The organism is Pseudomonas sp. CFBP 8772 (assembly GCF_014841665.1).
Lineage (GTDB): Bacteria > Pseudomonadota > Gammaproteobacteria > Pseudomonadales > Pseudomonadaceae > Aquipseudomonas > Aquipseudomonas graminis_B.
Window position 1 is genome coordinate 407,427 of sequence record NZ_JACYUI010000002.1, and the last position, 14,317, is coordinate 421,743.

Consider the following 14,317-nt stretch of genomic DNA (forward strand, 5'->3'; position numbering starts at 1 on the left):
CAGGGCGGCTGCGGATGAATCAGTATTCCGCAGCCGCTCAACATCGAGTCGGCCCATTATGCCTACCGCTGCTGCGCTAAGCACTCCAGCAACGCATCGTGCCAGTCGGGCTGGCTGACACCCCACTCGCGCTGCAACAGGCTGCAATCCAGGCGTGAATTGAGCGGACGTGCGGCCGGCGTCGGGTACGCGCTTGAAGCGATCGGCTCAAGTACTGCGCAGGGTTTGCCGCTGTTGATCAATTGCTGACCGATCGCTTCAGCGAACCCGAACCAGGACGTCTCGCCGCTGGCGGTCAGGTGATAAACACCCCAGGCGCCCGGCGCCCCATCACGCCAGCGTTCAATCAGCGCGCCGGTGCTGGCGGCGATGGTGCCGGCCCAGGTGGGTGCGCCGATCTGGTCGGCAACAATCGACAGCTTCTCGCGGTCTTGGAGCAAGCGCTGCATGGTCAGCAGAAAGTTGCGCCCGGTCAGGGAATACACCCAGCTCGTGCGCAAAATCAGGTGCTGCCCGCCGGCTGCGGCGATGGCCCGCTCGCCCGCCAGCTTGCTGCTGCCGTAGACGCCCAGCGGGTTAGGCGCGTCCGATTCAACCCACGCGCCGGCCTTGCTGCCGTCGAACACGTAATCGGTGGAATAGTGAACCAGCGGAATGCCTAGCGCGGCGGCTTCTTCAGCAAACACACCGGGAGACGTCGCGTTAATGGCGAAGGCCAGGTCCGGCTCGCTTTCGGCCTGATCCACCGCCGTGTGTGCGGCAGCGTTGATGATCAGGTCAGGCTTGATGTCGCGAACCACCGGGCGGATGGATTCCGGCTGACTCAAATCCAGCTGATCGCGACCCAGCACGATCAGCTCGCCCATGTTCTGCAGGCGTTGCTGCAGCGCCTGGGACACCTGGCCCTGTTGCCCGCTGATCAGAATCCGCAGCGGCCCGCTCACGGAAACAGGTCCGCGTCTTTCAAGAGCTTGCCGACCTGATCCTTGGCCGACAGTTGAGGCGCTTCGCTCAAGCCCCAGTCGATGCCCAGCTCAGGATCGTCCCAGCGAATGCAGCGCTCGGCCGACGGCGTGTAGTAGTCGGTGGTCTTGTAGAGGAACTCGGCATAGTCGCTCAACACCACGAAGCCGTGGGCGAAACCCTTGGGAATCCACAGCTGACGAGCGTTCTCGGCAGACAGCTCCAGACCGAACCACTGGCCGAACTGCGGCGAGCTGCGACGGATGTCGACGGCGATGTCCAGCACGCGGCCAGTGGTCACGCGCACCAGTTTGCCCTGCGGGTTTTCGATCTGGTAATGCAGCCCGCGCAGGACGCCTTTTTGCGAGCGCGAGTGATTGTCCTGCACGAACTGATCGGCGACGCCGGTGGCCTCGGCGAAGGCCCGGGCGTTGAAACTTTCGTAGAAGAAGCCACGCTCATCGCCGAACACTTTGGGTTCGATGATGAGGACTTCAGGCAACTTGCTGGCAACCACTTTCACTGACTTTCCCCTGCGATCTTGAACAGGTACTGACCGTAGCCGGTCTTGCCGAAATAGTCAGCCCTGTTCAACAGGTGAGCGCGGTCAATCCAGCCGTTCTGGAAAGCGATTTCTTCCAGGCACGCGACTTTCAGGCCCTGACGATGCTCGATGGTTTGCACGTACTGCGATGCGTCCAGCAGGCTGTCATGGGTACCCGTGTCGAGCCAGGCGAAGCCGCGGCCAAAGCGCTCGACGCGCAGGTCGCCGCGCTTGAGGTAGGCGTTGTTGACGTCGGTGATCTCCAGCTCGCCGCGCGGGGACGGCTTGACGTCCTTGGCGATCTGAATGACTTCGTTGTCGTAGAAGTACAAGCCCGTCACGGCGTAGCTCGATTTAGGCGCCTTGGGCTTCTCTTCGATGGACAGCGCGTGGCCGTGCTCATCGAAATCGATCACGCCGAAACGCTCCGGATCCTTGACCCAGTAGCCAAACACGGTCGCGCCAGCGGTGTTGTCCGCCGCACGCTTGAGCTGCTCGCTGAAGTGCTGACCGTGGAAGATGTTGTCGCCCAGAATCAGGCACACCGAGTCATCGCCGATGAACTCTTCGCCAATCAGGAATGCCTGCGCGAGGCCGTCCGGCTTGGGCTGCTCCTCGTAATGAAAGCGCACGCCGAACTGACTGCCGTCACCCAGCAGCGCCTTGTATTGCGGCAGGTCCAGCGGCGTCGAGATGACCAGTATGTCTTTGATCCCGGCCAGCATCAGCACCGAGATCGGGTAATAGATCATCGGCTTGTCGTAGATCGGCAACAGCTGTTTGGAGACCCCGAGGGTGATCGGGTGCAGGCGCGTGCCAGAGCCGCCGGCCAGAACAATTCCTTTAGTCATGCAATCAGTTCCTTCACGTTGGTGCCCAGGCGTTCGCCCTGATAACTGCCGTCTTGCACGTTGCGGCACCATTCAAGGTTGTCGAGATACCACTGCACGGTTTTGCGCAGGCCGGATTCGAATGTCTCTTCCGGTGTCCAGCCCAGTTCGCGTTCGATTTTGCTGGCGTCGATGGCGTAGCGCATGTCATGGCCGGGGCGGTCGGTCACGTAGGTGATCAGGTCCGCGTAGTTCGCCACGCCTTTGCGCTGTTCCGGCGCCAGCTCTTCGAGCAGCGCGCAGATGCCGCGCACGACGTCGATGTTCTTTTGTTCGTTGTGGCCGCCAATGTTGTAGGTCTCGCCGACCTTGCCCTCGGTTACCACTTTGAGCAGTGCGCGGGCGTGATCTTCGACGAACAGCCAGTCACGCACTTGCAGGCCGTTGCCGTACACCGGCAGCGGCTTCCCGGCCAGGGCGTTGAGAATCACCAGCGGGATGAGCTTCTCGGGGAAATGGAACGGGCCGTAGTTGTTCGAGCAGTTGGTGACAACCACCGGCAGCCCGTAGGTACGCTGCCAGGCACGAACCAGATGGTCCGACGCCGCTTTGCTGGCCGAGTACGGCGAGCTTGGCGCGTAGGGCGTGGTTTCGGTGAACAGGTCGTCCACGCCGTGCAGGTCGCCATACACTTCATCAGTGGAGATGTGGTGAAAGCGGAAGGCGGCGCGCTCGGCGTCGGGCAAAGTCAGCCAGTAGCTGCGGGTCGCTTCCAGCAGGCTGTAGGTGCCGACGATGTTGGTCTGGATGAACTCCGACGGGCCGTCAATCGAGCGGTCGACGTGGGATTCAGCCGCCAGGTGCATGATCGCGTCAGGCTTGAAGCGCGCGAGGACTTTACTCACGGCGGCCTGATCAACGATGTCCTGTTGCACGAACTCATACCGAGTGTTCGTGGCGATGCCCTGCAGCGACTCAAGATTGCCGGCGTAGGTCAGCTTGTCGAAATTGAGAACGTCGTGATCGGTGTTGTTGATCAGATGACGGATCAGCGCAGAGCCGATGAAGCCGGCGCCACCGGTAACAAGTATTCGCATGGATAAACCTTCTTCCCTGGAAAGACGTAAGACGATAAAGGCGTAGGACGATGGAGCATAGCTTGTGGGGCCTTGCTGACTGGCGCAAGAAGCAATCCACCGACGAGCGATGATATTAATTGATGGCCCATCGTAATTAGCGCCATTAAACCGCCGCAGGTGTTGCACGAGTTTAACGCCTGGCCTATGTATCGGTCTCATAAGCCATTTCTTGACTGGCGCAGGTCGCGGGGTTGATTAACGGTCGCGCAACTGGCGATATTGTCAGTGTGCCTCTATCTCTCAGGACTCCCCCCATGTCGCTCGACACTTTGATTCGTCGCTCCAGCCTGCCATGCCCGGACGTCGACGCCGCGCAGGCCGCCGAATGGCTGACGACGTGTTACGGGCTGTCGGGGACGTTGAAGGCATTGGGCAGCCATCAAGACCGAAACTTCCTGCTGGACGGCGGTGACGGGCGACGTTTCGTCCTGAAGATCTGCCACGGTGCTTACTCAGCCACCGAACTTGCGGCGCAACATGCAGCGTTGCGGCATCTGGGCGCTGCGCCGCAAATGCGCGTTCCGGCAGTGATGCCGGCGCTGAAGGGTGAGGACTTGCTGTCCGTCGAGCACAACGGCAATGCCGTGCACCTGCGCGTTCTGGAGTTTATCGACGGGCAGTCACTGGCTCACGTCGCGCATCTGAACCGGCACATCGTGACCGGATTGGCGCAGCTCTGTGCCCGTGTCGACGCGGCGCTGGCCGGGTTCGAGCACCCAGGCCTGGACCGTGTGTTGCAGTGGGACCCGCGTCACGCTTTCGCGTTGATCGAGCACCTGCTCCCGGTCATCGCCGATGCCGACAAGCGCGCCTGTATCGCCGAGGCCGCCGAGCAGGCCCAGGCCTATTTGCTGCCGCTGGTGGCGTCGCTGCCGGTGCAGGCCATTCACATGGACATCACCGAGTACAACGTGGTCTGGGCGAGAGATGCCCATCGCCAGTGGCAGCTTCAAGGGCTGATCGACTTTGGTGATCTGGTGCGCACGTGGCGCATCGCTGACCTCTCGGTGACCTGCGCCGCGCTGCTGCACCATGCCGAGGGCGATCCGTTTTTCATCCTCCCCGCCATTAAGGCCTATCACCAGATCAACCCGCTTCAAAGCGAGGAACTGCTGGCGCTGTGGCCATTGATCGTTGCGCGCTCGGCCGTACTGGTCTTGAGCAGCGAGCAACAGGCGAGCATTGAACCGGACAATGCTTACATCCAGGCCAATCTGGCCAGCGAGTGGAACATCTTCGACGTCGCCACCTCCGTGCCGATTGCGTTAATGGAAGCGGCGATTCTCGACGCGGTGGGTGAATGGGAAGCGGACAAAGAGGCCGAGCCGTTCTCGCCGCTGTTGCCGAGCTTGAGCGGGCAGGGTTTTGCTTTGGTCGATCTGGGTGTGCTCAGCGAGCATTTCGTCGCGGGCAACTGGGAACAAAGCGGCATCGACGAGCAACTGCTGAAAGAGGCGGCCGAACATGGTCTGGCCGCCAGTCGCTATGGCGAATACCGGCTGTCCCGCACGCTGCCGGACAGTGCAAAAGAACCGGACACCTTCGCGCTGCATACCGAATTGCAGATCCCCCACGGCACCGCTGTTCATGCGCCATTTGCCGGCAGCCTGCGTCACACGGCCGACGGCGCGTTGCAGTTGGTGGGCGCTGAAGTGAACCTGCGTCTGTGGGGCGTGCGCTCTGATTTTGACGCCGGTGTCGAGTTCGGCGCGGGCGACGTGATCGGGCAGGGCGGCGGCGCGTTGATCGTGCAGCTGTGTTCGGAGCCGGACGTGAGCCCGCCGCTGTTCACCACGCCTTCGCGAGCCGCAGCCTGGCGTGCGCTGTGTCCGTCACCCAAAGGGCTGCTGGGTTTCGATTGCGATGCCCCGACGTTGGCAGATTCAGCTGCGCTGCTCGCCCGCCGGGATGCCAGCTTCGCCCGTTCACAAAAGCATTATTACCAGGCCCCGCCGCAGATCGAGCGCGGCTGGCGCAACCACCTGATCGACATGCAAGGCCGCTCTTACCTGGACATGCTCAACAACGTCGCGGTGCTCGGTCATGGTCATCCACGCATGGCCCAAGTCGCCGCGCGGCAGTGGTCGCTGCTCAATACCAACTCACGCTTTCATTACGCGGCGATCGCCGAGTTTTCAGAGCGCCTGCTGAAGCTGGCGCCCGCCGGGATGGATCGGGTGTTTCTGGTGAACAGCGGCACCGAGGCGAATGACCTGGCGATTCGTCTGGCCTGGGCCTACAGCGGCGGGCGCGATGTCTTGAGCGTGCTGGAGGCTTATCACGGCTGGTCGGTGGCGACCGATGCCATTTCGACGTCCATCGCCGACAACCCGCAAGCGCTGAGCACGCGCCCGGATTGGGTGCATCCCGTGGTTGCGCCCAACACGTATCGCGGTGAGTTTCGTGGCGCGGACAGCACACCGTTCTACCTGCGCAGCGTGGACGCGCATCTGACTGCGCTGGCCGAGCAGGGGCGGCAAGTGGCGGGTTTCATCTGTGAACCGGTGTACGGCAACGCCGGCGGAATCTCGCTGCCGCCGGGCTATTTGCAGCAGGGCTACGACAAAGTCCGCGCCCAGGGCGGCGTGTGCATCGCCGATGAAGTGCAGGTGGGGTATGGCCGTCTCGGTCACTCCTTCTGGGGCTTCGAAGAGCAGGGCGTAGTGCCGGATATCATTACGATGGCCAAAGGCATGGGCAACGGTCATCCCCTCGGCGCCGTTATCACCCGTCGCGAAATCGCTGAAGCGCTGGAGGCTGAGGGCTATTTCTTTTCGTCGTCCGGTGGCAGCCCGGTGAGTTGCCGCATCGGCATGGCGGTACTCGACGTCATGGAAGAAGAAAAGCTGTGGGAAAACGCCCAAGTGGTTGGCGGCTATTTCAAGGAACGCCTGCTGGCGCTGATCGACAAACATCCGCTGGCCGGGGCCGTCCATGGTTCGGGGTTCTATCTTGGGCTTGAACTGGTCCGCAATCGAGAGACGCTGGAGCCTGCAACCGAGGAAACGACCTACCTGTGTGATCGTCTCCGTGAGCTGGGGATCTTCATGCAACCTACGGGGGATTATCTGAATGTTCTCAAGATCAAGCCGCCCATGGTCACCACCCGGCTAAGCGTGGACTTCTTTGTCGACAGCGTGTCGAAGGTGCTGAGCGAACTGAAGAGCTGAGTGGGCTCTTATCCGTCACGATTGGACTTTATTCCGATATATATCGGCTTTAGATGCCCGGATATGCCCCGATTGCTTGATTAGTGTTTTTAAATCCGATTTTTATCGTCTATAACGTCTGTCTTCTTTTGCCGCAGACGCCCTCGTCGTTTCATGGAGTTCTGATTACTGTGACCACTCTCAACAGCACCCCCCGCGCCGATGGTTTCTATATGCCTGCCGAGTGGGCGCCGCAGACGCAAACCTGGATGATCTGGCCCGAGCGCCCTGACAACTGGCGTCTGGGCGGCAAGCCGGTGCAGAACGATCATGTTGCTGTGGCCAAGGCCATCGCCCGGTTTGAGCCTGTCAGCGTCGGCGTCTCGGCTGCACAGTACGACAACGCCCGCGCCCGCCTGAATGTGCCCAACATTCGCGTCGTCGAGATCAGCAGCAACGACGCCTGGGTGCGTGACAGCGGGCCGACCTTCGTCATCAACGACGCGGGCGAGGTCCGTGGAGTCAATTGGGGCTTCAATGCCTGGGGCGGTTTCGACGGCGGGCTGTACGCGCCGTGGAACCTGGATGAACAGGTCGCCAGCAAAGTGTTGGAAATCGAGCGCTGCCCCCGCTACGTCACTGAAGGTTTCGTGCTGGAAGGCGGCTCGATCCACGTCGATGGCGAGGGCACGCTGATCACCACCGAAGAATGCCTGCTCAATCGCAATCGCAACCCGCATCTGTCGCGCGAAGACATCGAAGCCGTGCTGCGCGATCACCTGTCGGTCGAGAAGATCATCTGGCTGCCGGACGGTCTGTACAACGACGAGACCGACGGGCATGTGGATAACTTCTGCTGCTACGTGCGTCCCGGTGAAGTGTTACTCGCCTGGACAGATGATCCGAAAGACCCCAATTTCCCGCGTTGCCAGGCGGCCATGGCGGTGCTGGAAAACGCCCGCGACGCCAAGGGACGCCCGTTCGTCGTGCACAAGATGCCGATCCCGGGCCCGCTGTTTGCCACCGAAGAAGAGTGCGCGGGGGTGGATCAGGTGCACGGCAGTCAGGAGCGCAACCCATCGGTGCGTCTGGCCGGTTCGTACGTGAATTTCCTGATCGTCAATGGCGGCATCATTGCCCCGTGTTTCGACGATCCGATGGATGACACGGCGCGCCAGATTCTCCAGCAGCTGTTCCCTGAACACGAGGTGGTCATGGTCCCGGGCCGCGAAATGTTGCTGGGTGGAGGCAACATTCACTGCCTGACGCAGCAGCAGCCGGCGCCCCACCGCAGCTGAGTTGGTTCGCTTCTTGCTGTTATCAAGCCCATCAGACGATGGGCTTTTTTATGGCTGGACGGTTTCAAGCCGGTCGTAGGAAGACGGGGTCCCAGCAGCGCGTAAATGCCCTTGCGGGGTCGTCCGTCTGTAACAAAAGCTCCGTAGATTTCGCAGTCCACGACATAAGAGGTTGTCCTTATGAACGCAGGTCATGAGTTGCGAGTGGCTCGAGGTTTTTCTGCGAGCAGTGAAGCACGGCAGATGATGGCGGACTGGTTACGGACGACCCGGATCCCGCTGGTGCGCATGCAAGAGCTGCAGGCGCTGAAACAACGCGGTGATTTTCGCAAGATGCTGTCCAGGCGATACCCCAGCGGGTTGATCAATGACGCGGAAATCGAAGCGCTGCTGGGCGTGCTCCACAGCTGACGAAGGGCGGCATCAGGCACTGCAGAGGCTCCGTTTGACTCCCATCAAATTGACACCTTCCGCAGACGGGGGATAGCATTCGCGCCTCCACCGCCTGTGGCCTAGCGCCATGTACGTGCATCAGTCCTCCACTGTGATGATTTCGTGCGGGCTTCCGGGACTGTTTCAGAGCCGGAAGACGCAATTGCCCACACCGGGCATTTGCCACAGCGCGCGATTAATCCGCTCACAAGGACAACAAGATGAAACAGCGTATCGGCCTGCTCGCCCTGAGCATTCTCGCCGCCACTCACGCCATGGCGGACGGTCAGGCAGATTCCAAAGGATTTGTTGAAGACAGCAGCCTGAAGATCAACCTGCGTAACGCCTACATCAATCGCGATTACAAAAACGGACCACAGGACCGCTCGGAATGGGGGCAGGCGTTCATGGCCGGCTACACATCCGGTTTCACCCAAGGCTTGGTGGGCGTCGGCGTTGATGCTTTCGGCCTCTACGCAGCGCGTCTGGACGGTGGCAAGGGCAAGAGCGGCGCAGGCGGTATCGACTTCTTCAAGCAGGGCGACAGCGGCAATGCGGCGGACGACCTGTCGCGTTTCGGCGGTGCGGTCAAATTCCGGGTGTCCAATACCGAACTGAAGTACGGCGACATGATGCCCGAGCTGCCCGTGCTGACGTACGACGGCTCGCGCCTGCTGCCTGAGTCCTACACCGGCACCATGATCACCTCCAAAGAGATCAAGGGCCTCACGCTGGTGGCCGGCCGCTTCACCGCCGAGGCCCGCAAGAGCGCCGAAGGCCGCGACAGCGGTGATCTGAAGAGCATCAACGTGTACGGCGGCAGCTATAAATTCACCGAGGCCCTCAGCGCCGCGTTTTACGCCTCCGACGACGAAGACGTGCTGAAAAAGCAGTACGTGAACCTGAACTACGTCTGGGCGATGCCGAAAGATCAGTCACTGACCTTCGACTTCAACGGCTACAAGACCAAGCTGGACAAAGACTTCGCCGTCGACGACGCCCGCGACAACAAGATCTGGAGCCTGGCGGCGACCTGGGCGGTGGGCATCCACTCATTCACCCTCGCGCATCAGCGCAGCACCGGCGAGACCGGTTACACCTACGGCGGCTACCGCAACGCAGGCGGCACCGGCGATGGCGGCAACACCATCTACCTGGCGAACTCCTACTGGTCGGACTTCAACGGCAAGGACGAGCGTTCGTGGCAACTGGGCTATGGCGTGAACCTGGGCACCGTCGTGACGCCAGGCCTCAGCTACCGCGTGGCCTACGTGCGCGGCGACAACATCGACGACGGCAGCGACCGTGGGCGTGGCGAAGAGCGCGAACTGTTCAGCCAGTTGACCTACGTGGTCCAGAGCGGCCCGGTCAAAGACCTCTCGGTACGCCTGCGCAACTCGTTCCTGCGCGTCTCCAACGATGTGGACCAGTACAACGTCGGCGGTAACGAAACGCGGATCTTCGTCGATTACCCGATCAACGTGTTTTGATGTCGAACGGCTGAAGAACTGACGGCTTCACCCAGACGCCCCGGTCGCAAGATCGGGGCGTTCGGGTATGAGGGTTCACTGAACTGGCGATCCTGCCCGCTCTCCCGCTACCATCGCCGTATCCCACTCCAGCCGGTTTCACCATGGCAATCGCCGCGCCGCCCGACCTCTCCAACACCGCCGTCCCTGTGCAGCCTCTGTCACGGACGTATCCCCGCGGGTTGTACATCGAGCCCCATGAGCACGAGTGGGGGCAGGTGTTGTATGCGATGTCGGGGGTGATGTGGGTGGAGACGCCCAACGAAGCGCTGGTCGTGCCGCCGCAGCGCGCGGTCTGGTTGCCGCCCGGCGTGCCCCATGGGATTCGCGTGGTGTCGGATCTGGAAATGCGCAACATCTACCTGCGGCCGGCGCTCGCCCGAACCCTCGACGCCACCGTTCAGGTACTGGAAGTCGGCCGATTGCTGCGCGAGTTGATCGTCGGCCTTGTGGCCGAGCAGGACAAGGAATCGGACTACTACGAGGCCGTCGTTAATCTGGCGTTGCTCGAACTCAAACGCGCCCGGCGTTCGCTGCTGAGAGTGCCGATGCCCGATGACAGCGACCGCAGGCTGATGAGCGTTTGTCAGGCGGTGATGATCGAGCCGTCCATCGACGTGTCATTCGAGCAGCACGCAGAAAACGCCGGCGCCAGCGTGCGAACGTTGTCCCGGCTGTTTCAGGCGGTGCTTGGCATGGGCTTCGCCGAATGGCGGCGGCAGGTGCAACTGGCGACCTCGGTGGCGGAGATCATCCAGGGCGTGCCGGTCAACGCCATCGCTCGTTCAATGGGGTATTCGCCGAGCAGCTTCAGCGACATGTTTCGCCGCGAACTGGGCATGGCGCCTTCTCAGTACCCGGTGGTTGATCCATCTCACTAACGCCTGCGCCGATACTGTCCGAAATTCAGAAGCTCTTGGCCGGTAGACCTTGCCGGCCCCCCTTACACTCTGGTCATCGCTTAACGCCGTCGCGCCTCTGCTCGCAGTGGTTGGCTTGCTTGGCATGCAGGCCGGTGAATGGCTGTGGCCGGTGGGCAAGCAGTTCTTCTCCCATCTGGCCTCCTGAACCGACGACCCCCTTTCCTCACTCTGGATGAACCCATCATGAAAGCACTGCAATTCTTCCGCACCGGCGACCTGGCTGCGCTGGAAGTCGTCGATCTGCCCACGCCAGTCCCGGCGGCCGGCGAAGTTCTGGTGCAGATAAAAGCAGCGGGCCTGAACCCCAGCGACGTCAAAAACGTCCTGGGCCGCTTCCCCTACACCACGATGCCACGCATTCCGGGGCGTGACTTCGCGGGCGTGGTCGTGGAAGGCCCGCAGGAACTGATCGGCAAGGAAGTATGGGGCACCGGCAAGGAAATCGGCTTTGTCCGCGACGGCTCCCACGCCGGCTACATCACGCTGCCGGCCAAAGGCGTGGCGATCAAGCCTGCCTCGCTGAGCTTTACTCAGGCCGCCAGTCTGGGCGTCCCGTACACCACCGCCTGGGACGCGCTTGAGCGCAGCCTCGTGCAGGCCGGCACCCGGTTGCTGGTCATCGGCGCCAATGGCGCAGTGGGAAGCGCCGCCATCGCGCTGGCGAAAGTGCGTGGTGCACAGGTGCTGGCAGCGGTGCGTAAACCTGATCAGCTGAAAGTGCTGCAAGAGCAAGGCTTCAACGCGATCCAGCTCAACAAGCCGGAAGACCTGGGTGCTCAAGTGAACGCTGTTTTTCCAGGCGGCGCCGACGTGATCTTCGACACCACGGGCTTCTGGCTGCCGGCTTCTGTGCCTGCGCTGGCCCAGTTCGGTCGCATCGCAATCATCGCCGCGCCGGTGGACGGCCACGTGCAACTGCCTGCGCTGGCGCTTTACCGCAAGGGCGGTTCGGTGGTGGGGATCAACTCGCTGCTGTATGGCGTCGAAGCCTGCGCACGGATGCTGGAGCAGTTTGGCAAACAGTTCGACGACGGCACCTTGCCGCTGCCAACCGGGCTGATTGAGTCGCCGTTGGAAGAAGGCCTGGCGCGTTATGCGGAAGTGAATCAGGGCGGCGCCGACAAGGTCATTCTGCTGCCGTGACAGGCAAGCCCGAATCTTGGGGCAGGGGCTGCCGGATTACTGGACGGGTAGCCCTTTGAGGTAGTCATGCTGGACGCGTTTGATCGAGCCGTTTGACCGCAGCGTCTCGATCGCGGTTTTCAGCTTCTCGACCATCTGGGGGTCGCAGTCTTTCGAGCACGCCAGATACAAATCGGCAGTCATCAATGCCCGGCTCATCATCAGCGGGCGATCACTGATCTGCTTCCAGATATAAAGCGTTTCCGGCACGCCGTTGAACCACGCGTCCACCCGGCCCTTGAGCAGCATCAGCGCCGGGTTCTCGCCAATCTTCAGCGGATAAATCTGCGCGGCTGAAAAACCTTCCTCACGTAGACGCGTCTCCTGCGCCGAGCCACTGCCCACGGCGATCATCTTGAAGGCCTTGCGCGCATCCTCAAACGTCTCGACGTGACGATCAAGGCTGAAAAACGCCCGGTCCATTGTCATCACCGGCGCGATCCAGATGAAGCTGTCTTCGCGACTTTGCGTGCGGGTCAGCGGCGCGATGAGCTTGTTGGTGCCAAGCTCCACATCCCGCTGCGCCCGCGGCCACGGCGGCGACAGCAGGTGGGCGGAATACCCGGCCATCGCCATGGCCTGCAGGGTGATGTCGCCCGCGATCCCGTGATGGTCGCCTTGACTGACCATGGTCAGCGGCGGCGCTTCGGCCACGTACACGTCAACGACCGGCAGCGCAAATGCCGCTGACGAGCACGCCAACAGCGCGCTGGCCGCATAACGGGTACAACAGGAAATCCATTTCATGGCAGTTATGCTCAGGGGAAATAAGGCGCCAGGACAGCCCTTGTGCCAGGTTTGTTATCCAGTCTGGCATCGATCTTCATTTCTGCCGGTCGCAGTGCGCGTCCTGCGTCTACTGCAGAGAACATACTCAGGTGGCGGCGACTCAGGTCTTGTTGTGCTCATTGGTGTAGCGACCGCTCATCTCCCAGCCACACTCCACCAACATCTCGATCCAGTCTTCGTACGAGTCATCCACATCCAGCAAGTTCATGAATTGATCTTCGATATGGCACCGAAAGGTCTGCTCCTCGACGTTCCACTCAACATCCCGAATGCGCCAGACGCGCTGCATCGGCAACTGAATGTTCAAGCCATGGAAAGGGACGAACGGCAGCTCCACTTCGTAGAGCAGCTTGGACCATTCAGACGAAATCTCCGGGGTCTGGTGGGTCCAGACGTACTTGATCAATCGGACTTTGTGCACGGTTGGGCCTTCTGTCGTGTTTCTGATGACGGGTCGCTGTCCTGACGCAGACGCGAGGGCCCGTTGGATGGGTATACGTTACTCGATGGGGGCGGGATGGGGGAGGGGGCGCTCTGAATCTTAGGGCGCCGTTTGAAGCCGACGGTTTGGTTCGCTCAGGGTGGCAGCCGTTTAAGAGCGATCCTGGTGAATGACTACGTTGAGCCCTTCTTCTTTATCTGGGGCTTGGAAGTAGCTGGTGATCAAATCGAATTCAGCGTCGGTTGCTGCGAAGTCGTGTTCACCGCGCTTGTTTCTGAGGTGCAGCCGGGCTCGGCAAGTGTCGTCGTCGACGTCGATGAAGTGAAGGCTGTGCGAGGCCTGGGCGGTGTCAGCCAGATCGCGTAACCAGTGGCGGTCTGCAGGAGTGTTTGCGGGGAAATCAAGCACCACATTGATGCCGGCGTTTAGGATGTCGATGACCAAGGGGCCTACGACATCTCGCAGTCTTCTTGAGAGCGTTACGTAGTCTGCGACCGAGTGGATCTGGTCTGGGTAGAGCCTTGAGAGCCAATGGTCTTCGGTCAGCAGGATCGCTGCTTGGTCGGCTTTTAAGGAGTTCGCTAGGGTGGATTTCCCGGAGGCGATCTTTCCGCACAGGAGGTGGAGGGTGGGGTTGGCCATGGAGACGCGTCCTTATGTCGAACCACGATGATGCCTGTGGATTGAGGTCGGGACAATCAGGGGCAGTGCCGGGATGGCTGAGGCTTTTGAGTTGGTAAATTCGTGCCGCAACTTCCACTCTGAAAAGCCCAAAAAAACAAGGCCCAACTTTCGGTGGGCTTTTTTGCTGAATCTGGTGGCACCAGGAGTCGAACTCATTAATAACGTTCTATTAGTACTAGTATTTGTATAATAAAGTATAGATTACTACCTCTAAACTACCCTTATTACCTTATGAAACTGTAACGCTCATTGATAAGTCTAAGGTCAAGAGCTACCTGAAGATAAAGGGGGCTAGAATTACTAGCCCCTCAGCATGTATAGATACGAAAAACCACTCTTGGGTATACCGTCGGACTAAGTCTTTTCGACTTTTCCGAAAGACTCAAGCTTTATGAACTTAGATTCGTAAGTTT

At 60.7% G+C, this 14,317-nt stretch carries 14 protein-coding genes; 7 read left to right on the plus strand and 7 right to left on the minus strand.

Annotated elements, in window-relative coordinates; genetic code table 11:
* Positions 1 to 62: 62 nt before the first annotated feature.
* From rfbD to rfbB, 4 genes are read right to left on the minus strand one after another with little or no spacing between them, the layout of a single operon-like run.
* The gene (gene rfbD / locus IFT99_RS05535; protein ID WP_192130732.1) at positions 63 to 944 is read right to left on the minus strand and encodes a dTDP-4-dehydrorhamnose reductase; all 882 of its coding nucleotides are present in this window, start codon (positions 942 to 944) and stop codon (positions 63 to 65) included.
* A complete protein-coding gene (gene rfbC, locus IFT99_RS05540; RefSeq protein ID WP_192130733.1) occupies positions 941 to 1,486 on the minus strand; it encodes a dTDP-4-dehydrorhamnose 3,5-epimerase in 546 nt (181 codons plus the stop codon). The genes rfbD and rfbC overlap by 4 nt, the downstream gene beginning before the upstream one ends.
* Complete coding sequence (gene rfbA, locus IFT99_RS05545) at positions 1,483 to 2,358, minus strand: glucose-1-phosphate thymidylyltransferase RfbA (RefSeq protein ID WP_192130734.1); 876 nt, start codon at positions 2,356 to 2,358, stop codon at positions 1,483 to 1,485. Before rfbA ends, rfbC begins: the two co-directional genes overlap by 4 nt.
* On the minus strand, positions 2,355 to 3,434 hold the full coding sequence (gene rfbB, locus IFT99_RS05550; protein WP_192130735.1) for a dTDP-glucose 4,6-dehydratase: 1,080 nt from the start codon (positions 3,432 to 3,434) through the stop codon (positions 2,355 to 2,357). The genes rfbA and rfbB overlap by 4 nt, the downstream gene beginning before the upstream one ends.
* A gap of 296 nt (positions 3,435 to 3,730) precedes the next feature.
* Here rfbB and IFT99_RS05555 point away from each other — a divergent pair, with 296 nt between their 5' ends.
* The 7 genes from IFT99_RS05555 (at position 3,731) to IFT99_RS05585 (ending at position 11,950) form a co-directional block, all read left to right on the plus strand.
* Positions 3,731 to 6,646 (plus strand): aminotransferase, encoded by a 2,916-nt coding sequence (locus tag IFT99_RS05555; RefSeq protein WP_192130736.1) that lies wholly within the window; start codon positions 3,731 to 3,733, stop codon positions 6,644 to 6,646.
* Positions 6,647 to 6,816: 170 nt separating this feature from the next.
* Positions 6,817 to 7,923 (plus strand): agmatine deiminase, encoded by a 1,107-nt coding sequence (gene aguA / locus IFT99_RS05560; RefSeq protein ID WP_192130737.1) that lies wholly within the window; start codon positions 6,817 to 6,819, stop codon positions 7,921 to 7,923.
* Between the two features lie 180 nt (positions 7,924 to 8,103).
* Complete coding sequence (locus IFT99_RS05565) at positions 8,104 to 8,334, plus strand: hypothetical protein (protein WP_083233037.1); 231 nt, start codon at positions 8,104 to 8,106, stop codon at positions 8,332 to 8,334.
* 242 nt (positions 8,335 to 8,576) lie between these two features.
* Complete coding sequence (locus IFT99_RS05570; protein WP_192130738.1) at positions 8,577 to 9,845, plus strand: OprD family porin; 1,269 nt, start codon at positions 8,577 to 8,579, stop codon at positions 9,843 to 9,845.
* A 143-nt stretch (positions 9,846 to 9,988) separates the two neighbouring features.
* Positions 9,989 to 10,765, plus strand: coding sequence for an AraC family transcriptional regulator (locus IFT99_RS05575; protein WP_192130739.1), 777 nt, complete (start codon positions 9,989 to 9,991; stop codon positions 10,763 to 10,765).
* 49 nt (positions 10,766 to 10,814) lie between these two features.
* Positions 10,815 to 10,952, plus strand: coding sequence for a hypothetical protein (locus IFT99_RS05580; RefSeq protein WP_192130740.1), 138 nt, complete (start codon positions 10,815 to 10,817; stop codon positions 10,950 to 10,952).
* A 38-nt stretch (positions 10,953 to 10,990) separates the two neighbouring features.
* Entirely contained in the window at positions 10,991 to 11,950 is a 960-nt protein-coding gene (locus tag IFT99_RS05585) for a quinone oxidoreductase family protein (RefSeq protein WP_192130741.1), read from the plus strand.
* A gap of 36 nt (positions 11,951 to 11,986) precedes the next feature.
* Here the strand turns inward: IFT99_RS05585 and IFT99_RS05590 are convergent, their stop codons facing one another.
* The 3 genes from IFT99_RS05590 to IFT99_RS05600 all read right to left on the minus strand — a co-directional run bounded on the left by IFT99_RS05590 (position 11,987) and on the right by IFT99_RS05600 (position 13,862).
* A complete protein-coding gene (locus IFT99_RS05590) occupies positions 11,987 to 12,736 on the minus strand; it encodes a substrate-binding periplasmic protein (RefSeq protein WP_192130742.1) in 750 nt (249 codons plus the stop codon).
* Between the two features lie 142 nt (positions 12,737 to 12,878).
* Positions 12,879 to 13,199, minus strand: a complete 321-nt coding sequence (locus IFT99_RS05595; RefSeq protein ID WP_065987406.1) for a hypothetical protein — start codon at positions 13,197 to 13,199, stop codon at positions 12,879 to 12,881.
* A gap of 171 nt (positions 13,200 to 13,370) precedes the next feature.
* Entirely contained in the window at positions 13,371 to 13,862 is a 492-nt protein-coding gene (locus IFT99_RS05600) for an AAA family ATPase (protein ID WP_192130743.1), read from the minus strand.
* Positions 13,863 to 14,317: the final 455 nt, after the last annotated feature.